Genomic DNA, 21,222 nt, shown 5'->3' with positions numbered 1-21,222 from the left:
ATTAACATGTTAAAGGGAATTGAGGATAAGTGCATTATTTTTTTACAAAAAAATAATGTTGAGGTTTTTACACCCCAACATTTATTATAGAACCAAAAGTTCTTGTAGAAATACGAGGACTTTTTATTTGACCTTTTCAAAGAAATAATTATCATGATATTATAATAGGTAGACAATAAAATACGGAGGAAAAGCTGTTGAAAAAGGGAGATAAGATTTTTTTAGTCATATTTGTTGTTATAATAATAGGATGGGTAGCCTTTAGATTTTTTAGTGGTAGTGAAGGACTAGAAGAAAAATCTGTACAAATAAAGGTAGATGGACAAGTATATACGACTATACCATTTAAAGAAATCGAAGGTATTAGGAAAATTGACTTAGAAACAGAGAGAGGCTTTAATACAATTAATATAGATAAAAGTGGTGCAGAAATTATCGAAGCCAATTGTCCAGATAAAGTTTGTGTTCATACAGCTAAGATTACTCAGCCAGGCCCTATTATTGTATGTTTACCACATAGAGTATCAGTAGAGATAATAGGAGAGGGGGATGTGGGAATAGATGATATATCAAACTAGATTTAATGGAATGTCAAAAGTACAAAAAATGGTATTTATGAGTATGCTTATTTCTGCTGCGTTAGTCCTAAGTTACTTTGAGAGAATGCTAATAGGCAATATATTTCCTATTCAAGGAGCAAAGCTAGGATTAGCAAATATAATTACTTTAGTGAGTATTGTTTTTTTAAGATTTCCAGAAGCGTTCACAGTGGTCATATTAAGAATTATTCTAGGCTCATTCTTTATTGGTACAGGGATTAGTTTGTTTATGAGTTTTGCAGGAGGTATCTTAAGTTTTTTAGTAATGGCTTTATTGGTAAAAACCATGAATAAAGTTTTTAGTATCATAATTATAAGCGTTATAGGTGCCATTACTCATAGTATAGGTCAAATTATTGTAGCTGGTATTATTATAGAAAACATAAATATAATTTATTACTTACCATTGTTAGTGATTATTAGTACCATAACGGGTGTTGCAATAGGAATTGCAGTAAATCTGTTAATCACATATATGAAAAAAGCTTTTATATAAAGAAAATCATATGTAAAAAGTGCTCACAAAAAAATTTGTTAGAGCACTTTTTTAATTATTGTAAGGAAATTTACAGTATTGAGTTAGGATAGTTGATAGTAATTAGCATTTAAAAAGGTTTACATAAAATTAATTTCATAAGCAAAATATTAAAAAAAACACAACATTTTACGTTTGTGTTACATAATCAATAGCAGTCTTTAATAAATCTGCAATATTTGATATAATTCGTATATGAGTATTGGTTATAGTGTACTTTTACATACAGATGTTGTTACTTTTTATAGAATCTTAGAGAGGTGAGGGAATGAATTTTAAAAGAATATTAGGGTTTATGTTGGCTATACTGTTGTTTATTCAATATATACCAACAGAAGTATTTGCAAACACAGGTATGTTCATAGAGTATAATGGACAAGTTCATAGATACAATAGTAGAGTCGTTAGAGTTGTCATAAATGATAAAGAAGTACAAACTGGAGATATGCCAGGTATCATTGTTGACAGTAGGACATTGGTGCCAGCTAGAGAAGTTTTTGAATCAGAGAGTATGGGGGCTAAAGTAGATTGGATTAATGATACACAAGAAGTACTTATTACATATGAAGACAAAGAAATAAGATTAAAAATAAATAGCAATATAGCCCATGTTAATAATCAACCAGTTACTTTAGATGTACCAGCGAAGTTAATTAGAGACACATCAAAAGAATACGCAAAAACAATGATTCCAATAAGGTTTGTATCTGAAACTATGGGAGTTGAAGTTGATTGGGATGCTAATGAATATATAGCAATCTTATCTACAGATAGTAGTAGCGAAAATAACCTTGAAAAAGAAAAAAACGAATTGGATCCTAAACAAGAGAGCGAAATTATTGATCTAGAAAGTAAAGAAGCAAAAAGGCCTTTGCCAACGCCATTAGCTAATAATCCACTGATGTGGATAGCAGAAAATGACAATATAGCAGAAATACTTAAGTTATATAATGAAGAGCCAATGACAAGAGAAAATTATGGTGTTGTAAAAATTGCATCTATTGAGCATAAAGAGTTACATAATATGAGTCAGTTTATTATTAAAGCCACTGGACCCATAAGCTCATTTGATAAATTAGCTTTGGAAGATAGAATGGTTATTGATATTAATAATGCTGAATCGAGATTGGCAAGTGAGGTAGAGTATAAGGATAGATATATTTCCAGAATTAGATCAAGCCAATTTAAATTAGTTCCAATGGTAACAAGAGTAGTTTTTGACAAAAAGCAAAGCAGTGTCAACTTTAATGTCTCTTTATCAGAAGATAGAAAAGAAATAAGAGTAACTGTCTTAAATAATATTGTTGAGTTAATGGAGATAGGACAAAACGATAAAGGAGATTTTATTAAAACAACAGGATTTTTAGCACCGGATGTAAATATTTTTCGATTAAGTAACCCAGATCGATTGGTTATTGATATGCCTAATACAACTTCTGGATTGACTTTTAAAACAGCTGTTGTTGAAGGTCAATATATTAGAGAAGTAAGAACGGCTCAATTCGATGAAAATACAACTAGAATTGTTTTAGTTACCGATGGACAAACAGATTTTGAGATTACGAAAGAAAATAATAGTACAATGATACAAATACAAGAACCTGGATATAAAAATATAAAATATGAGAATCATATTGTACCTGCTATTACCATTGCAAAACCAAAGGGTATTACAATGAATCAATTAAAGTTAAATGATATATACAATCAAAAGAAATTTACCATTGAAATACCAGGGAATCATTTAGCTTTATATGGTAGTGGTACATTAGAAGTAAATGACTCAAGAATTGATCAACTGTATTTTACATTAAATGAAAAAGGGAATACAGTACTTAATATAACGTCTAATAGGATATATGCATTTGATGTAATAGAAGAAAAGGATAATCTAGTTATAAAAGCATATTTACCTAAAGATAAGTATGATAAAATTATTGTCATTGATGCAGGGCACGGTGGTGGCGATCCAGGTGCTATTAGAAAAAATAATGGTTTAGTAGAAAAAGAATTAACTCTTAAAATAACATTATACTTAAAGCAATTAATGGATAAAAATCCGTCAATTAAAGCCTATTATACAAGATTAGAGGATACTTATCCAACATTGCGACAACGTACTGATTTAGCTAATGAAGTGGAAGCAGATTTATTTTTAAGCATACATAATAATGCACATGAAGGCACTTCAGCCAATGGGTTAGAAACATTGTATTGCCCTAAAGTGATTAATGGAGTTAATACAGAAACAGTAGCAAGAATTTTTCAAAATTCAATGATTAATACATTGAAAATGAATAGTAGGGGATTAAAGCCAAGAGAAAATATTTTTGTTCTTAATAATACCAATATGCCAGCTGTTTTAGTAGAAATTGGTTTTATCTCTAATGAAGCTGATGCAGCTAAGTTAAAAGATGAACAGTTTTTAAAAAATTCAGCAACATCACTATATCTTGCAATCCTTGAAACATTCCAAAGGTATCCAACTAAAAGATAATAAAAAGCTAATTCATGGTACAAGCCATGGATTAGCTTTTTTTAGAAACCAGCAGTAATTTCTTGAAGGTAGCTCTTCCCAAAAAAGGATTATATGAAATAAAAAGTAGGGGTATAACTTCATAAATATATGAGAATAATGACAATATGAATTTTATTTTATTATTATATACTTGTCCAAAAGGTATAAATGTAATAAAATGGAATAGTTAACAATAATTTACATATTGGGGTGGAGATAAATGATTGTTTTTTATGTATTTATGTTTTTGTTTAATATTTTAAATCAAGATAGTCAGACATCAAGGAATGAATTTTTTGTGTATTTTTATGAAGAATACATAACAGTAAATGAAGAAATTAATTATAGGCTTTATCCTGTACAAATTAGCTTAGGGGATGAATTAACCGTTGAAAGTAAGGTAAGAATACTTTGTGATAATTTATTTAATAATGAAGATGAGTATATCTCTTTAATACCAGGTACCCCAGAAATTATTTATTTAGATTATAAGGATCAGCATCTTGAACTTACAGTGACAAATGATATAATGAATTATGGTGGTAATAGTTGGGAATGGGATTTGGTAAATCAATTATTATCAACACTATTTTCTGTAGACGAGATTAATAGGGTTACTATAAATATTTATGGAGAAGCGTATTTTAGAGAAGGTACTGTTATTAATCAATATACAAGAGAGCAATGGAATGAAAGGAAAAAAATAATATGCCAAGAATTGATGGAAGAAAAAGTAATGAATTAAGACCTGTAACTTTTTATAAAGACTATATTAAATATCCAGAAGGATCTGTCTTAATAGAAATGGGAGATACAAAAGTAATATGTAATGCAACGGTAGAAGAAAGAGTCCCTCCTTTTAAGAAAGATTCAGGAGAAGGATGGGTAACGGCAGAATATGATATGTTGCCTAGAGCCACACATGATAGAAATGGTAGAGACATCAATCGATTAAAACAAAACAAAAGATCAGTTGAAATATCAAGGTTAATTGGTAGGGCTTTAAGGTCTGTGGTTGATAATAAAGCATTAGGGGAAAGAACCATAACCATAGATTGTGACGTCATTCAAGCAGATGGTGGTACTAGAACAGCAAGTATTACAGGAGCATTCGTTGCACTAGCCTTAGCTTGTAATCATTTAAAGAAAAAAGGACTTATTAAAAAAATACCTCTTAAATCTTTCGTAGCAGCAACCAGTGTAGGGATTGTTGGATCAGAAGGCTTATTAGATTTATGCTATAGTGAAGACAGCAAAGCACAGGTAGATATGAATGTTGTGATGACAAATAATGAATATATTGAAATACAAGGTACAGGGGAAGAAGCACCCTTTAATAGAAATCAGTTAAATGAGTTACTAGAACTTGCTGAAAAAGGGATACAAGAATTAATTGAAAAGCAAAAAGAAGTACTAGGAGATATAGCAAATGAAATATAAGATCATATTTGCAACAAAAAATGAGGGAAAGATGAAAGAAATCAGAATGATATTAGAGGATTCTAATATTGAGATTGTTTCATTAAAAGAAGCAGGAATAGATTTAGATGTTGAAGAAGATGGATTAACTTTTGAAGAAAATGCCATAAAAAAAGCAAAAGAGATTATGGAACATACTGGTAGCATCGTAATGGCAGATGATTCAGGTCTTGAAGTAGATTATATGGATAAAAAACCAGGTGTTTACTCTGCTAGATATGGTGGAGAAGATACCCCTTATAACATAAAAAATCAAATGATTCTAGATATATTAAAGGACGTTCCAGAGGAAAAAAGAACGGCTAGATTTGTTAGTGTGATAGCAACAGTTTTCCCTGATGGAAAAACATTTACAACAAGGGGCGTTATAGAAGGTATTATAGACTATGACATAAAAGGGGACCAAGGTTTTGGATATGACCCTATTTTTTATGTGCCAGAATATAATTGTACAACAGCTGAGATGTCACCGGCATTAAAAAATAAAATAAGCCATAGAGGAAAAGCATTAGAATTGATGAAAAAAGAATTAAATAAGTATTTAGGAGAAAAAAAATGAGCATACTAGTGATTAGTGATACTCATGGAAAAATTGATAATGTTTTACAAATAATTAAAAACAACAAAAACATTGATTTAATAATACATTTAGGTGACTTAGTAAGAGATGCAGAAACCTTAGAGATAATAGAAGAAATTAAAATTGAATATATTGCAGGGAATTGTGATTTTATTTCAAAGTACCCTAAAGAAAAAATAATTGAATACAAAAATAAGCGGATTTTTTTAACCCATGGCCATCAATACAATGTAAAATGGGAATATAGTACTATAAAAAAAACTGGAAAAAGACAGAATGCAGATATAGTTCTTTTTGGACATACACATATACCATATCTAGATGAAGATGAAATCATACTTATGAATCCAGGAAGTATATCATCTCCTAGAGGAGGAAATAAACTTTCTTATGGTATTATTAGTATAGATAATAGTAATAATATACAAGCAATCATTGAGAGTTTTATAAAATAAACATGGTTTTTCTAGAAGATTATTATAAAAAATTAAGATATAAAAAACTTAACAAATAGGAATTTTCAAGAAAAAAATAAAGAATAATGAGTTGAAAAAACCAGGTTTTTAAAGGTTTCTCTTGACATTTACAAAAAAAATAAAAAAAAATAAGATTAAGTGTTGACATTTGTTTTGCTGCATTGTATAATTACTCTTGCGTCAAAGATAGCAAAACAAACGGGGTGTGGCTCAGCTTGGCTAGAGCGCTTGATTTGGGTTCAAGAGGTCGCAGGTTCGAATCCTGTCACCCCGATTGGTTCTGCGGGTGTAGTTCAATGGTAGAACACCAGCCTTCCAAGCTGGATACGTGGGTTCGATTCCCATCACCCGCTTCACACATAACTTTGTGTATGTGTGCCTGTAGCTCAGTAGGATAGAGCAGTGGCCTTCTAAGCCACGTGTCCGGGGTTCGAATCCCTGCAGGCACGTTTTATATAAAAAATGCTTGACATTTTATATATAATATGTTTAAATAGTATTCTATGCGGTGGGTATAGCTCAGTTGGTTAGAGCGCTAGATTGTGGCTCTAGAGGCCGTGGGTTCGAATCCCATTACTCACCCTTAAAACACTTTAACAATGGGTAGTCGCCAAGCGGTAAGGCACAGCACTTTGACTGCTGCATGCGAAGGTTCGAATCCTTCCTACCCAGTTACGTGGGTTACTAGCTCAGCTGGTAGAGCACTGGACTTTTAATCCAGTTGTCCCGGGTTCGAGCCCCGGGTGACTCACTTATTTCCAAAAAAAACAAATTGCCTTGCGGGTATGGCGGAATTGGCAGACGCGCTAGACTTAGGATCTAGTGCCTTCGGCGTGGGGGTTCGACTCCCTCTACCCGCACACTAAAAAACACTGTATGAAATAGGACAGTGTTTTTTGCTATGTAAAAATATTTAATATGAAAATGTAATTTGAAAACTTGCGTGCAAGGATTTGGTATTTACTTTTTCATTGGAACATTGTGCCTGTAGTGTAGCGGAAGGTATATTGTAAATTATTAAAAGATATAAAGGTGGAACATACATTTAACGTACAATAAAAAACCACGAAAACAGTATGAGCGACTGAGGGATATCTATTGTAATGCACTTAGGTTTTCAAAAAATATCTAATGGAACTAGCGGTATATCCCTCAGGCACTCATACGGCCCAATAAAAATTGAATTTCAAAAGGTTCTACAAGAAAAGCCCTGATAAAGACTCTAACCTAACCAACTGATTATTCTGAAACGCCCCCTCAAAAGTAACTTCCCGCCCAAACCACTCAGGAGGCACAAACTCATCAGCCTCATCCAAAGACTTAAACTCCACTTCTATAACCATCAAACCCTTAAGCTTACCCTCAAAAACATCCAATTCCCCAACTAACCCATTATCAAAAGGAATATAATACCGAGTCTTTTCAATAAGATTAAAATCAATCTTCTCTTTCAAATGACTGTAAGTCTTATCACTAATCTTTTCATTAATCTCTTCCCTCTGGAGTAACCCCTTAGACTTATAAGTCAAATAGTAGTCTTGGGATTGTTTTCTAATACGTATAACAGGTTCAGTGCAAAGATACCCTTGCTCTATTACATCATACTTTAATAAAGAAAGATTACCAACGGTATCTAAATTATTTATAAGATATTTTCTTTCAATCTCCATAATAACAACTCCTTTACAGATATAGTTTACACCACTAAATCAAATTTATGTTATTTTAACTCTAAAGTCAACTGTTTATATATATAAACCTAAGTAATCCATATAAAGTCAACAATTAAAAAATGAAGGAAATAATTCATATTTTATTTATCAAGACAAAGTGTTATTTGGAATAATGGGATAAATCCCATAGATACAGTATTTGACAGACGCGAAAATATGCAATATTAATTGCATTTATAAAAAATAGCTGATATAATAACTCAGGTGTCGAACAAAATTCGACAAAAAGTACTTAAAATAACTAGAACTTACAACTTGAAAGGAATGGTACGATGAAAAAGAGATTATCTCTTATTTTAGCAATTATGATGTTAGTAGCTGTAATATCTGGTTGTGCAGAAAAAGCAACTAATGTTCAATCTAATAATCCTTATGAAAATGTTGAAATTACAGGAGCAGAATTGCTTCAAAATGTAAATGCCCGTAAAGCAATCTCAATGGCATTTGATAAGCTTTATATTACAGATCAAATATTAAGAAACGGGTCAGTACCAGCTAACTTCTTTGTTCCATTAAATATGGTTCACGATGAAGAAGGAAATGACTTTAGAAATGCTTACTCAGAAATGAACGTATTCAACTCGGAAGAAGCATTAAATTACTGGAATTTAGCAAAAGAAGAATTAAAATTTGGAAAAGTAAACCTTGATTTCCTAACTTTTGATAATGACAATGGAAGAAGAATTTCTGAGTTTATTCAAGGACAATTACAAGAATATTTACCAGGTCTAAGTGTAAGAATTGTTCAACAACCATTTGAAAATAAATTAGAAATGGCTAGAAATGGCCAGTTTGATCTTAATCTTGCAGGTTGGGGTCCTGACTACCAAGATCCAATGACATTCTTAGATATGTTTGTTACAGATGGTGGTTACAACGATGCCAAATACTCAAACAGTCAATTCGATGAAAATATAAGAAGAGCAAAATCAGGTGATTTAGTAACTGATCTTATAGCAAGATGGCAATTATTACAAGAAACAGAAAGAATCTTATTCGAAGATGCAGTAATCGCACCTGTTTATCAAAGAGGACGTTCTATTGTAGAACAACCATATGTAACAGGTATCAGAAAACATAACTTCGGTGGAGATTATACTTTTAAAGCTGCAGATACAACTCGCCTAGTTAATGGTGAAAAAGTAATTAGATTAGTAGAAACATCTGATATCCCAACAATGGATATAAATAAAGCAACAGATGCAGTATCATTCCAAGCAATGGCAAATGTAAATGAAGGGTTATTTATGTTAGGAGAGAACGATGTTCTTGAGCTAGCTATTGCAACAGGATATGAAGTAAGTGAAGATGGATTAACTTATATCTTTGATTTAAGAGATGATTCTGTTTGGTCAAACGGTGATCAAGTAACAGCTCACGATTTTGTTTACTCTTGGAGAAGATTAGGTAACCCAAATACAGGTGCACAATATGCCTTTATGTTAGAAACAGCAGGTATTAAAAATGCATCAGCAGTGATGAATGGTGAAGTAGCATTAGAAGAGTTAGGCGTTAGAGCTATTGATGAATATACTTTAGAAGTAACATTAGAAACACCGGTACCATATTTCTTAAATATGATGGCTTTCCCAAGTTTTTATCCAATTAACGAAGATTTTGCAGAAGCAATGGGAGATAGATTTGGTACATCAGTTGATACAACATTATACAATGGACCATTTGTATTAAGCAATTGGCAAATTGGATATGGTTTTGAATTTATTAAAAACCCAAATTATTATGGTGCCGATGAAGTTAAAATGGATAGAATTAACTTTAGAATAATTAAAGATGTTGCAACAAGTGTAAACTTATTTGAAACAGGAGAAATTGATCGTGTAAGATTGTCTCAAGATTTTGTTGAGAAATATATTGAAGATCCTAATTTCATAAGAGAAGAAGAACCTGTAATATTCTATATCGATTTTAATATTAACAATAGATAAGTATTGTATATTAGATGAGGTATACAGAAGAAACGTCTTGTTAAGATACAGGGCGTTTTTTCTACAAGGAAAGCTATTTTTATAACAAAAATTCTTTCCTATCTCACAAGAAAATGACACCAAGTCCCTTTCTTGTGAGATAGGAAAGTTAAAGGATAAGTATTTTTAAACATTAAGTGGAGGTGTACTAATTTGTTAAGATATATATCACAAAGATTATTTTATGGGTTTATAACATTATTTATCATTATATCCATTACATTTTTATTGCTGCAATTTATGCCTGGAACACCATTTAAAGATGATAAACTTAGTCAAAACCAAATTAGAATATTAAATGAAAAGTATGGTTTAGATGAGCCTTTTCATATTCAATATATCAATTATATGGGCAATGTGCTTAGAGGAGATTTTGGGGTTTCCTTTACCTATGACAATCAAGAGGTTTTTAGAGATTTGATATTACCAAGATTACCCGTAACCATAAAAGTGGGTGCATTGGCTTTATTTTTTGGTACCCTTATGGGTATCTTTCTAGGGGCTTTGTCAGCTATTAAACGGAATACCCCTTGGGATCATTTAACCACTATTACAGCCATTGTAGGGGTTTCAGTTCCATCTTTTGTATTTGCCACATTATTGCAATATTGGGTAGGTGTTCGAGGAGGATGGTTGCCTGTTATCTATGTTAGAGATGATTTTAGATCATTAATATTGCCAGCCATATCCTTGTCTGTTTTTGTTATATCTTCTACTGCCAGGTTTATGAGAACAGAATTAGTAGAGGTTTTAAGTAGTGATTATACATTATTGGCAAAAGCAAAAGGATTATCTAATAGTCAAGTCATAAAGAGACATTCTCTTAGAAATGCATTAATTCCTGTTATTACCATATTAGGGCCAATGACCATTACCCTATTAACTGGGTCTGTTGTTGTGGAAAGAATCTTTGGCATAGCAGGTGTAAGTTTCTTATTGGTTGAAGGGATTACAAGAAATGATTATTTTGTAATACTTGGCGTTGCTGCTTTTTATAGCTTCTTATATATCTCCGTTATCTTAATTGTAGATATATTATATGGCATCATTGATCCAAGAATAAGATTGTCAGGAGGTAAGTAGGATGAAGAACTTATCCAAAGATATGTTTGAACGTGTAGCTATAGACTTATCTTTACAAGAAAAAATTGAAAGACCATCCTTAACTTATTGGCAGGATGCAAGAAAAAGACTACTAAAAAATAAAGGTGCTATTATAGGGATGGTTACTTTGATAATCATTATTATTATGGCTATTGCTGGGCCCTATATGAATGAATATAGTTATGATAGACAGATTCAACCTATCAGTAGAAATAACCTTTTACCACCAAGAATACCAGTTCTTGAAAAAATTGGTATCTTTGACGGTACTTTAATTAGAGATGTTGGCGCCAATCGATTAAGCCAATACAATGAAAATGAATATACATTACTAGGTACAATTGAGACGACAAATACATTAGAAGTGCCTGAAGTCTCTCTTGGAAGATACCCAGAAGGCAGCTATGAAATATTAAATGTAATTGAAGAAAATAACGCTAAGATTTATCAAATTGCTGTTACGCAAACAAGTTATAGAATTAGAGAAAATACCTATGTGGTAAAGGGTGTAGATAATTCTTATTTTTGGTTTGGAACAGATGATTTGGCAAGGGATATATGGACTAGGGTATGGAATGGCGCAAGAATCTCCTTATACATTGGTCTTTTAGCGGCAATTATCGATATGTTAATTGGTGTTATATATGGAAGTATTGCTGGATTTTTTGGTGGAAAAATAGATATGTATATGATGCGATTTATAGAGATTCTAAGTGGTATTCCTAGTTTGGTTATTATTATCTTATTCATTTTAGTTATGGATCCAGGTATTTTACCCATATCATTAGCCATAGCAATAACAGGTTGGATGGGAATGGCTAGGGTTGTGAGAGCTCAGTTTTTAAAACTTAAATCCCAAGAGTATGTTTTGGCTGCAAGAACTTTAGGTGCATCAAACTTCTCACTAATAAAAAAACACTTACTGCCTAATATTGTGGGACAAGTGATTATTATGATTACATTTTCTATACCAGGTGCTATTTTTTATGAAGCCTTTTTAGCGTTCATAGGCCTTGGTGTGCCAGCGCCTCACGCATCCCTAGGGGTATTAATCAGTGATGGGGTTTCTACATTAAGATCTTACCCCTCTATGCTTTTCATTCCTACAGCAGTATTATGTTTGTTAATGTTAAGTATTAATATACTGGCTAATGGATTAAGAGATGCACTAGATCCTAAGATGCGTAATAAGTAGAAAGAGGAGGATAAATATGAATAATAAAATTCTAGAAGTGAATAACTTACAAGTCTCCTTTGCTACTTATGGCGGTGAGGTAGAGGCTGTTAGAGGAGTAAGTTTTGATCTGTATGAAGGTGAAACATTGGCCATTGTTGGAGAATCAGGTTCAGGTAAATCAGTTGCTTCTAAAACAATAATGGGCATTTTAGCAGATAACGGTAAAATAAAAGAAGGAAGCAGTATAAAGTTTGATAATAAAGACCTTACAAAATTAAAAGAAAAGGACTTGCAAAAAATAAGGGGCAAAGAAATTGCTATGATTTTTCAAGATCCTATGACTTCGTTAAATCCTGTTATGTCAATAGGTAAGCAAATAATGGAAGGTATTATTAAGCATCAAGGTCTTAGTAAAAAAGAAGCTAAGATTAAGGCCCTTGAATTAATTAAATTGGTTGGCATTAGTGAGCCCGAAAAAAGGTTTAAACAGTACCCCCATCAATTCTCTGGTGGTATGAGACAAAGAATTGTTATTGCCATAGCACTGTCCTGTAACCCTAAGATATTGATTGCAGATGAGCCAACAACGGCATTAGATGTTACCATACAAGCACAAATACTTGAGTTAATAAAAGAACTTCAAGAAAAAACAGGGGTTTCTGTTATTTTCATCACCCATGATTTAGGGGTTGTAGCCAATGTTGCAGACAGAGTTGCCGTTATGTACGCTGGTAAAGTAGTAGAAATTGGTACAGCAGATGATGTTTTTTATCGTCCAAGACATCCTTATACTTGGGGATTATTGGCATCAATGCCAAGCTTAGATTCTGATGAAGCAGAACTGTATTCAATTCCAGGGTCACCACCTGATTTGATGAATCCACCAAAGGGGGATGCATTTGCTCGTAGAAGTGAATATGCCCTTAAAATAGATTTTGAAATGGATCCGCCTCTTTATAAAGTTTCTGACACACACTATGTGGTTACTTGGTTATTGCATGAAAGTGCACCAGTAGTGGTCCCACCATCAACTGTTCAGAAACTTGTGGAAGGAGAGAATACGTAATGGCACAAAAAAAGTTACTAGAAGTTAAGAATTTAAAGCAATACTTCGATTTAGGGCATAAATCTATTGTTAAGGCCGTTGATGGCATAACATTTGATATATATAAAGGAGAAACTTTTGGTTTAGTAGGTGAATCCGGTTCAGGTAAATCCACTACAGGTCGTACCATTATAAGATTATATGAGGCAACTGAAGGAGAAATACTATTTGACGGAGAAAAAATTCAAGGGAAGTTAAGTGGATCTAAACAAAAGGAGATTAATAAAAAGATTCAAATGATCTTTCAAGATCCTCAAGCGTGTTTAAATCCTAGAATGACTGTTGGAGATATTATAGCGGAAGGTATCGACATTCATAAATTAGCAAAGAATAAAGAAGAGAGAATGAATAAGGTTATAGAGTTGTTGGAAACAGTTGGATTAAATAGAGACCATGCTTCTAGGTATCCACACGAGTTTTCTGGAGGTCAAAGACAAAGAATAGGTATTGCAAGGGCATTAGCCATAGAACCAGAATTTATTATTGCAGATGAACCAATATCTGCCTTAGATGTTTCTATTCAAGCCCAAGTGGTTAACTTGATGAATAAATTAAAAAAGGAACGTGGATTAACCTATCTTTTTATAGCCCATGACTTATCAATGGTCAAATACATTAGTGATAGAGTTGGGGTTATGAATAATGGAAGGTTAGTAGAGTTGGCAGACAGCCATACATTATACGAAAAACCATTGCATCCCTACACAAAATCCTTATTATCAGCAATACCATTACCAGATCCAAAAACAGAAAAAGAGAGAAAAAGAATTCACTATAATTCTAAAAGCCATGATTATACACAGTATAAGCCTAGCTGGGTTGAAATTGCAAAAGGACATTGGGTATATGCTTCAGAACCTGAGATAGAAGAATATAAAAAAGAATTGTAAAAAACAAGGTAGTATCCACCATTAGGGGATGCTGCCTTATTTATTATAATAAACTTTAACAAGATCGATTATTCTACCATCTTCTAATTTTAGAACGGGTAAATAAGGATAGTTTAAATAATCATAAAAACCAACAATAATACCTTTTACAGTATTTGTTAGATGAATGGTTTGTCCCAAATTAAAAAAAGTGGTTCTATGAATAAAGGTATTAATAATATAAGGGTCAAATCTTGTGTTTTTCCCTTCACAAATGGACTTTAAAGCTTGAAAAGGCACCATTCCCGTAGTATATTCATATCCATTAACTAAAGCATCATAAGAGTGAGACAGATTTAGTATTCTACCGATTAAACTTATTTCATTACCTTTTTTATTATGAGGACCTGTACCATCGTAATGTTCATGGCTATCTAATATGCCATATATAATTTGTTTTCTTCTCAAATTAGGAGATTCCATAGTTATACTAGAAAAAACCTCAAGATGTTTCTGTATAACATATGTGTATAATTGATTGTTTTTAAGTTCAAAAGCAAGCTTATCTTTTGGAATTTTTGTAAAGCCTAAATTAGAAAATAAAGCAGCAAAGCATAAATCTTGTAATAGATCATCTTGCAATTCTAAAGTTAAGCCTATGATAAGGGAGATACTAGTTATATTAATGCTGTGCACCATTAAATTGTCATCATAGTTAAGAATTGTTGTTAACCAAGAATGAAAAACTTTTTCAGTAGTTAATTTGGTAATAAACTTTTCTTTGAACTGTATTGCTCTATTTTTTAAATGAGTGGCCTCAAATAAATGATCAATGGAATGCCATAAAGGAATTTTAGAAAGTAGGTCTATGAAGAAACAACCTTTATCTATAGTGCTGGTTAGATCAAAGGAACTAGCAGTACTAAAGGTTACGTTAGAACCAAGGTTGAAATCTTTAGATAAGATGTCTAAATCCTTTTTAAAAGTATCCTGAGAATAAGAGCTATTAAGGAATAAGTTTAATTCTCCTTTATTAGAAGTAACTATAAGGATAGAATTAGAAGATAAATTTGTTTGAATTGTAGATATAACTTCTTGAGTAAGTTCTTTATATTTATTAATAAGGAGAAGACCATCTGAGCGATATATTGGATGTAATACAATTTCACCTGGTATAATATCCTTTACTAATTTTTTTGTATAATTTAATGTCATTTTATAGTTCCTCTTTCTCTTTTTATAAGTGTACAGGATATGTATTGTGTATTTTAGCTTTTTATAATATAATCAGGGCATATTTTAATTATAAAAAGTTTTAAGGATGATTACAAGTGCTAACAAGAATAGATGAAAAATTATTTAATAGAATACATTCCATTACTAATAAACACAATGGCATTGGAAAGTGGATGGCAGTAATCACTTGGTTGTCTTCAAAGGTGTTTTTTGCTTTATATATAGGGTTTATTCTTATAATGGTGTTTAAAAAAGATTTAATCCTTATTCCTTTTATTATGGGACCAAGTATTGCTTATTTTATTACTAAAATTATTAGAAACAGTTTTAAAAGAGAAAGACCTTTTGTTAAGTTGAATATAAAAAATTATATTGAACATGCAGAAAACAGTTCATTTCCCAGTATGCATGCTATGTCTGCTTTTTCAATAGCAACAGCTGTATTTTTAGTAAATCCTACTATAGGTATTATTGCTTTTTGTGTGGCTATATTAACGGGAATTTCAAGAATAATTGTAGGGGTACACTTTCCGTTAGATGTTCTTGTTGGTGGGATAATAGGATATTTCGTCACATATATAGTATTTCTCTTGATACAGTAAGGGGATATATTTGTAAATAAATGACAAAAAAATGAGGAATAAAAATACTTTGCTTGCAATTTGATTTGTATAGACTTATAATATATTATATATGAAATAAGTATAGAGTCTCTTGGGACTCTATACTTATTTCAGGATAAATTGAGTCGAAAGAGGTGGTAGTATGGATTCGGGACCTTTACATAGGTACAAAACTATTGTGAGTATGACAAAAAAACTAAAATACTACCATAATTTAAAGGAGGACTCAATTTATGAAAGATATAATTATTGAGTTGTTTGCACAAGGCAAATACTCTCAAATTAAAAATGAAATTGGAAAGATGAATGTAGTAGATATAGCTCAGCTTTTTGCAGAATTAGAAGAAGATGCCATAATGATTGTCTTTAGATTACTACCTAAAGAAATGGCTGCAGATGTATTTACATACCTATCTTTTGAACAGCAACAATATGTTATTGAATCTATTACAGATAAAGAAACAAAAAATATTATAGATGATTTGTTTTTAGATGATGCTGTTGATTTATTAGAAGAAATGCCAGCGAATGTGGTTAAAAAAATTCTGAAAAATACAACTGAAGAAAAACGTAAATTGATCAATCAGTTTTTAAAATATCCAGACAACTCTGCTGGAAGTATTATGACCATTGAATATGTTGATCTTGATAAAGAAATGACTGTAAAGGCTTCTTTAGAGCATATTAAGAAAACAGGTGTTGATAAAGAAACTATAGATATATGTTACATAACAGATAAGGCAAGAAGATTAGAGGGGATTGTCCCTATTAGAAAATTAATATTAAATGACGAAAATGTCATTATTGACGATATTATGGATAAAAATTTCTTATCCATTAAAACAGATGATGATCAAGAAGAGATTGCCTATTTATTTAAAAAGTATGACTTAGTAGCAATGCCTGTAGTAGACAAAGAGAATAGATTGGTTGGAATCATTACTATTGATGACGTTGTCGACATTATTGAGCAAGAAAATACAGAAGATTTCCAAAAAATGGCCGCACTAGAACCATCAGAAGAAGAGTATTTAAAGACTAGTGTCTTTTCATTGGCAAAACATAGAATTCTATGGTTATTAGTCCTTATGTTTTCAGCAACCTTTACTGGGAATATTATACAAGGATATGAAGATATATTAGAAACAGTTTTAATATTAACAACATTTATTCCCATGCTTATGGATACTGCTGGTAACTCAGGATCCCAATCTGCTACATTGGTCATTCGTGGATTAGCATTAGGACAGATTGAAAGAAAAGATGCACTAAAGGTAGTGTGGAAAGAATTTAGAGTAAGTATAATAGTTGGTTTTGCGTTAGCTTTCCTTAATTTTTTTAGAATTTATTTCTTTGTTGAAGGTGCAGATTTTCTTATCTCCTTAGTAGTATGTTTAACTTTATTCTTAACGGTAGTTCTAGCAAAATTAGTGGGAGGGATACTACCCATAATTGCAAAAACATTAAAGCTTGACCCAGCTATTATGGCAGCACCATTAATTACAACAATAGTAGATGCCCTTGCATTAATTGCTTATTTTCAATTGGCAGCATATTTCTTGGGATTGGTATAGAAAAACAAATAACAATGGCGCTAATAGCTCATCTATTAGCGCTTTATTATGCATAATAAAAGATAAAAACCATATTATGAAGGAAAATAATGTAATTCTTGCAATTGGTATATGGATGTTGTATACTTTATATGGACTTAGATTAATTTTTTCTTATTTTTAGGGAGGGCTAGTTATTAACGAACAAAATCAACACACTCAAGTATCTATTACATATAATATGAAATATATTTTAGTAACAATTTATGCTTTAATATTTTTAGGGTTAGGTCTTATTATGGAAAATCCTAAAGATATCTTTGAGGGCATGCTTCTATTATTACAAGAACCTAGTGTTCTAATGACAGATTATATTGAAGTTGCAGGTATAGGCGCTGCTTTTGTAAATTCAGGATTAGTAACTTTATTTGCAATAATGATTTTTAGGTATCAAAAAATAGATTTATCAGGGGTTGCTTTTGGTACATTGTCTTTATTAACGGGGTTTGCTCTTTTTGGAAAAAACATATTAAATATGTGGATTATTATATTTGGCGTTTTAATTTTTGCCAAAATACAAAAAGATAAATTTAATAAATACATATATGTTGCTTTTTTAGGAACTTGCTTAGGACCTGTTTTTTCACAATTATTATTTGCTACCCCTTATTCTTTAGGCACAAGGATATTATTAAGTACTGGTGTTGGTTTAGTAGTGGGTATTATATTACCCCCTGTAGCAACATATCTATTAAGGGTGCATCAAGGTTTTGTTATGTATAACGTTGGATTTTCTTCAGGGTTAATCGGAACTATTTTAATGGCCATATTAAAAGTGTATGGAATAGAAGTTGAAAGTAAAGCCATTTGGAGTGAAGGCAATAATACTTTAATGGGATGGTTTTTATTTATTTTCTTTGTAGTCGTTATAATTGTAGGTTATTTTTATAATAATAAAAAGATAAGCAATTTAAAAAACATATTTTCATATTCAGGAAGATTAATTTGTGATTTTGTCACTTTAGAAGGTTTTGGTGTGACACTCATTAATATGGGAATAAATGGAATAGCTGCTCTAGGATATGTATTGTTAATTAAAGGAGAATTAAATGGGCCAGCTATTGGTGGCATACTCACAATATTTGGGTTTGGCGCTTTTGGAAAACATATTAAAAACATGACCCCTATTATTGGTGGTTTAATACTAGGCAGTATACTCAATGCTTGGACTCTTAATGCACCAGGAGTGATTGTTGCCTCTTTGTTTGCAACAGGTTTAGCGCCTATTCCAGGTAAATATGGATGGCCTTATGGTATAGTAGCTGGATTTTTAACTGCTACAGCAGCTTCTCATATGGGAGTTTTGCATGGTGGATTGAATTTATACAATGTAGGATTTACAACTGGAATAGTCGCTATGTTTTTGATTCCAATTATTGAAGCATTTAAAAAGGAGGATTATTATGAAGCACAGCAATAAAAGAGTATGTAAAATTATAGATGAATTAACGACCTTTTTGCTAATGATTGGCGCTACAGATATTGATGTTAATGTAAAAAATAGAAAAGAAGACTATATGATTACCATTAAAAGTGATTATAGAAAAGGCGAAGACAAAAAGATCGAACGATTGATTAAGGGTGTTACTTCACCAAAACAAGAAGAAATTGAAGAATACTATTGGGAGTTAACAGGAGAATCAGACGTTGAAGCAGAACTAAATTTAATAGGTATTATGATTGATAAAGCAGAAGTAAATGTTACAGCAGATTTAATAGAGATAGAACTATACAGAAATAAATAATAATATTAATTGAATCACTTTTTTAAAAAAGTGATTTTTTTTTGCTAACTATTTAAAGGAGGGCAACATGGAATTTAAAAAAAACTCACTTACAGTGGCCACACCATTTTATTATGGTTGGGTTATTGTATTCTTAGCAGCATTAGGTTATTTCTTTTCCGGTCCAGGTCAAACTTACTCAATTTCAATATTTATTGACCAATACATTGGACAATTTGGATGGGAGAGATCATTGGTCTCACTAATGTATTCTCTTGCAACTATTTGTGCAGGGTTTGTACTATTTTTAATAGGCAGATGCATAGATAAGTACAAACACAGACGTATGAGTATTATTATAGCTATTTTGTTAGGGATAGCTTGTATATGGAGTAGTTTTGTTATTAATCCTGTAATGTTATTTATTGGATTCTTTATGTTAAGGTTGTTTGGACAAGGATCTATGTCCTTACTTTCTTCAACGTTAGTGCCACAATGGTTTATAAAAAGAAGAGCTTTTGCACTAAGTCTTATGTCTTTGGGGATGGTTACATCTGCTGCCGTTGTGCCAATTATAAACAATTTTACAATTGAGTTATGGGGTTGGAGAGTAACATGGCGAGTATGGGCAATCCTTTTATGGGTTATTTATTTGCCCGTAGCCTACATATTTTTAAGAAATAAACCAGAGGACATTGGATTATTACCAGATAATCTTAAAACAGATGTCTCTACTGAAGAGAATAGATCACAAGAAGACACAATGGAAATTTCATGGACACTTAATGAAGCAGTAAAAACAAGATCATTTTGGTTAATGTTATTTAACATAGCAGTTCCCTCCATGATAAGTACGGGAATAGTCTTTCATTTTTATTCTATTATAGGTGAAAATGGATTAGATAGAACAGTGGCAACATTGGTCTTAAGTACTATGGCCATGGTAAGTTTTCCAGTTACCTTTCTAGCAGGATATATTGTAGATAAGATAAAAGTCCAATACGTAATGGTTGCTATGTTTATTATAGAGCTAGTAGGCATCATTATATTAATAAACAGTAGGCATATAGCAATAGTCCTATTATTTGGCATAACTAGCGGATTGGTTAAAGGCCTTAATGGGGTATGTGTTAATTATGTTTGGGCCAATTATTATGGTAGAAAACATTTAGGGAGTATTAAAGGTGCATCAATGACAATAGGTGTTATAGGTTCTGCCTTTGGTCCACTGCCATTTGGTTTTGCCTTTGATTACTTTAAGGGGTACAAAGAAATATTAATTGTTATGATGGTGTTTGCGTTATTAGGCATAATATCGGCTTTAAGTGCGCCAAAACCAATAAAAAAATATAAATAAATACACTTTATAGAAAACCTATAGGACTTTAGAATGTGTCCAATAGGTTTTTTGTCGCATATATTGACATTTACTGACAAATAAATTAAAATAAAGATAATAAAAGCGAGTAATCACTCACTTAATCTTGTTGGGAGGTAAGACAATGAAAAAGGTATTAATAGTAGATGATGCAGCATTTATGAGAAGTACAATTAGATATATCTTAGAAAGAAATGGTTATGATGTTATAGGAGAAGCGGAAAATGGGCAAGTAGGTGTAGAAAAATATAAAGCTTTAAAACCAGACATCGTTACATTGGACATTACAATGCCAATAATGGGCGGTATAGAGGCATTAAAAGAAATAGTAAAGTTTGATGGTCAAGCAAAAGTAGTTATTGTATCTGCTATGGGACAAGAAGTTATTGTAGTAGAAGCCATAACAAATGGTGCCAAATCTTTTATAGTAAAACCTTTTAAAGAGGAGCAAGTGTTGAAAACGTTAAGTAAGCTGTAGGAGGTGTTGA

Annotated in this window: 20 protein-coding genes and 7 tRNA genes; 25 read left to right on the top strand and 2 right to left on the bottom strand. The window is 31.7% G+C overall.

All coding sequences use genetic code 11. From position 1 onward, the window contains the following. Nucleotides 1–197 precede the first annotated feature (197 nt). From EDC18_RS13795 to EDC18_RS13730, 14 genes are all read left to right on the top strand, one after another. Complete coding sequence (locus tag EDC18_RS13795) at nucleotides 198–578, top strand: NusG domain II-containing protein (RefSeq protein ID WP_165878596.1); 381 nt, start codon at nucleotides 198–200, stop codon at nucleotides 576–578. Further along, nucleotides 562–1,095 carry a Gx transporter family protein gene (locus tag EDC18_RS13790; RefSeq protein ID WP_243115124.1) on the top strand — a complete coding sequence of 178 codons (534 nt, stop codon included), beginning with the start codon at nucleotides 562–564 and terminating at the stop codon, nucleotides 1,093–1,095. The genes EDC18_RS13795 and EDC18_RS13790 overlap by 17 nt, the downstream gene beginning before the upstream one ends. Nucleotides 1,096–1,402: 307 nt before the next feature. Then, nucleotides 1,403–3,631, top strand: a complete 2,229-nt coding sequence (locus tag EDC18_RS13785) for an N-acetylmuramoyl-L-alanine amidase (protein WP_132254085.1) — start codon at nucleotides 1,403–1,405, stop codon at nucleotides 3,629–3,631. Nucleotides 3,632–3,872: 241 nt separating this feature from the next. Continuing rightward, on the top strand, nucleotides 3,873–4,397 hold the full coding sequence (locus EDC18_RS13780) for a hypothetical protein (RefSeq protein ID WP_132254083.1): 525 nt from the start codon (nucleotides 3,873–3,875) through the stop codon (nucleotides 4,395–4,397). Beyond that, entirely contained in the window at nucleotides 4,361–5,092 is a 732-nt protein-coding gene (gene rph, locus EDC18_RS13775) for a ribonuclease PH (RefSeq protein WP_132254082.1), read from the top strand. Before EDC18_RS13780 ends, rph begins: the two co-directional genes overlap by 37 nt. Continuing rightward, nucleotides 5,082–5,690 (top strand): XTP/dITP diphosphatase, encoded by a 609-nt coding sequence (locus tag EDC18_RS13770; protein ID WP_132254080.1) that lies wholly within the window; start codon nucleotides 5,082–5,084, stop codon nucleotides 5,688–5,690. Before rph ends, EDC18_RS13770 begins: the two co-directional genes overlap by 11 nt. Then, the gene (locus tag EDC18_RS13765) at nucleotides 5,687–6,166 is read left to right on the top strand and encodes a metallophosphoesterase (protein ID WP_132254079.1); all 480 of its coding nucleotides are present in this window, start codon (nucleotides 5,687–5,689) and stop codon (nucleotides 6,164–6,166) included. The genes EDC18_RS13770 and EDC18_RS13765 overlap by 4 nt, the downstream gene beginning before the upstream one ends. A gap of 220 nt (nucleotides 6,167–6,386) precedes the next feature. Then, a tRNA-Pro gene (locus EDC18_RS13760) sits at nucleotides 6,387–6,461 on the top strand. A gap of 8 nt (nucleotides 6,462–6,469) precedes the next feature. Continuing rightward, a tRNA-Gly gene (locus tag EDC18_RS13755) sits at nucleotides 6,470–6,540 on the top strand. Between the two features lie 22 nt (nucleotides 6,541–6,562). Further along, nucleotides 6,563–6,636, top strand: a tRNA-Arg gene (locus EDC18_RS13750). A 59-nt stretch (nucleotides 6,637–6,695) separates the two neighbouring features. Beyond that, nucleotides 6,696–6,769, top strand: a tRNA-His gene (locus EDC18_RS13745). An 18-nt stretch (nucleotides 6,770–6,787) separates the two neighbouring features. After that, nucleotides 6,788–6,859 (top strand) — tRNA-Gln (locus tag EDC18_RS13740). Between the two features lie 6 nt (nucleotides 6,860–6,865). Then, nucleotides 6,866–6,938: transfer RNA gene (locus EDC18_RS13735), tRNA-Lys, on the top strand. A 28-nt stretch (nucleotides 6,939–6,966) separates the two neighbouring features. Continuing rightward, nucleotides 6,967–7,047, top strand: a tRNA-Leu gene (locus tag EDC18_RS13730). A 336-nt stretch (nucleotides 7,048–7,383) separates the two neighbouring features. On the opposite strand, the gene EDC18_RS13725 is transcribed toward EDC18_RS13730, so the two are convergent. Beyond that, nucleotides 7,384–7,857: a CYTH domain-containing protein gene (locus EDC18_RS13725; protein ID WP_132254077.1), complete on the bottom strand. Its 474-nt coding sequence runs from the start codon at nucleotides 7,855–7,857 to the stop codon at nucleotides 7,384–7,386. Between the two features lie 335 nt (nucleotides 7,858–8,192). Between EDC18_RS13725 and EDC18_RS13720 the strand changes: the two genes are divergently transcribed. The 5 genes from EDC18_RS13720 (at nucleotide 8,193) to EDC18_RS13700 (ending at nucleotide 14,181) form a co-directional block, all read left to right on the top strand. Further along, nucleotides 8,193–9,866 carry an ABC transporter substrate-binding protein gene (locus tag EDC18_RS13720; protein WP_132254075.1) on the top strand — a complete coding sequence of 558 codons (1,674 nt, stop codon included), beginning with the start codon at nucleotides 8,193–8,195 and terminating at the stop codon, nucleotides 9,864–9,866. Nucleotides 9,867–10,058: 192 nt separating this feature from the next. Continuing rightward, nucleotides 10,059–10,988 (top strand): ABC transporter permease, encoded by a 930-nt coding sequence (locus tag EDC18_RS13715; protein WP_132254074.1) that lies wholly within the window; start codon nucleotides 10,059–10,061, stop codon nucleotides 10,986–10,988. Between the two features lies 1 nt (nucleotide 10,989). After that, complete coding sequence (gene opp3C / locus EDC18_RS13710; protein WP_132254072.1) at nucleotides 10,990–12,204, top strand: oligopeptide ABC transporter permease; 1,215 nt, start codon at nucleotides 10,990–10,992, stop codon at nucleotides 12,202–12,204. A gap of 16 nt (nucleotides 12,205–12,220) precedes the next feature. Beyond that, entirely contained in the window at nucleotides 12,221–13,252 is a 1,032-nt protein-coding gene (locus EDC18_RS13705) for an ABC transporter ATP-binding protein (RefSeq protein ID WP_132254070.1), read from the top strand. Further along, a complete protein-coding gene (locus tag EDC18_RS13700) occupies nucleotides 13,252–14,181 on the top strand; it encodes an ABC transporter ATP-binding protein (RefSeq protein WP_132254069.1) in 930 nt (309 codons plus the stop codon). The genes EDC18_RS13705 and EDC18_RS13700 overlap by 1 nt, the downstream gene beginning before the upstream one ends. 36 nt (nucleotides 14,182–14,217) lie before the next feature. Here the strand turns inward: EDC18_RS13700 and EDC18_RS13695 are convergent, their stop codons facing one another. Next, a complete protein-coding gene (locus EDC18_RS13695) occupies nucleotides 14,218–15,375 on the bottom strand; it encodes an HD-GYP domain-containing protein (RefSeq protein ID WP_132254067.1) in 1,158 nt (385 codons plus the stop codon). 116 nt (nucleotides 15,376–15,491) lie between these two features. Here EDC18_RS13695 and EDC18_RS13690 point away from each other — a divergent pair, with 116 nt between their 5' ends. From EDC18_RS13690 to EDC18_RS13665, 6 genes are all read left to right on the top strand, one after another. Continuing rightward, complete coding sequence (locus EDC18_RS13690; protein ID WP_132254065.1) at nucleotides 15,492–15,998, top strand: phosphatase PAP2 family protein; 507 nt, start codon at nucleotides 15,492–15,494, stop codon at nucleotides 15,996–15,998. 254 nt (nucleotides 15,999–16,252) lie between these two features. Next, nucleotides 16,253–17,593 carry a magnesium transporter gene (mgtE, locus tag EDC18_RS13685; RefSeq protein WP_132254064.1) on the top strand — a complete coding sequence of 447 codons (1,341 nt, stop codon included), beginning with the start codon at nucleotides 16,253–16,255 and terminating at the stop codon, nucleotides 17,591–17,593. 277 nt (nucleotides 17,594–17,870) lie between these two features. Then, nucleotides 17,871–19,052: a DUF1576 domain-containing protein gene (locus EDC18_RS13680; RefSeq protein ID WP_207669225.1), complete on the top strand. Its 1,182-nt coding sequence runs from the start codon at nucleotides 17,871–17,873 to the stop codon at nucleotides 19,050–19,052. Then, on the top strand, nucleotides 19,036–19,377 hold the full coding sequence (locus tag EDC18_RS13675) for a hypothetical protein (protein WP_132254061.1): 342 nt from the start codon (nucleotides 19,036–19,038) through the stop codon (nucleotides 19,375–19,377). Before EDC18_RS13680 ends, EDC18_RS13675 begins: the two co-directional genes overlap by 17 nt. A 67-nt stretch (nucleotides 19,378–19,444) precedes the next feature. Continuing rightward, nucleotides 19,445–20,713 (top strand): MFS transporter, encoded by a 1,269-nt coding sequence (locus EDC18_RS13670; RefSeq protein ID WP_132254059.1) that lies wholly within the window; start codon nucleotides 19,445–19,447, stop codon nucleotides 20,711–20,713. A 145-nt stretch (nucleotides 20,714–20,858) separates the two neighbouring features. Next, entirely contained in the window at nucleotides 20,859–21,212 is a 354-nt protein-coding gene (locus EDC18_RS13665; protein WP_132254057.1) for a response regulator, read from the top strand. The last annotated feature ends 10 nt before the right edge of the window (nucleotides 21,213–21,222 follow it).

The sequence above is a fragment of the Natranaerovirga pectinivora genome, assembly GCF_004342165.1.
Taxonomy (GTDB): Bacteria; Bacillota; Clostridia; order Lachnospirales; family DSM-24629; genus Natranaerovirga; species Natranaerovirga pectinivora.
This window is presented reverse-complemented; position numbering and strand designations above follow the sequence as displayed.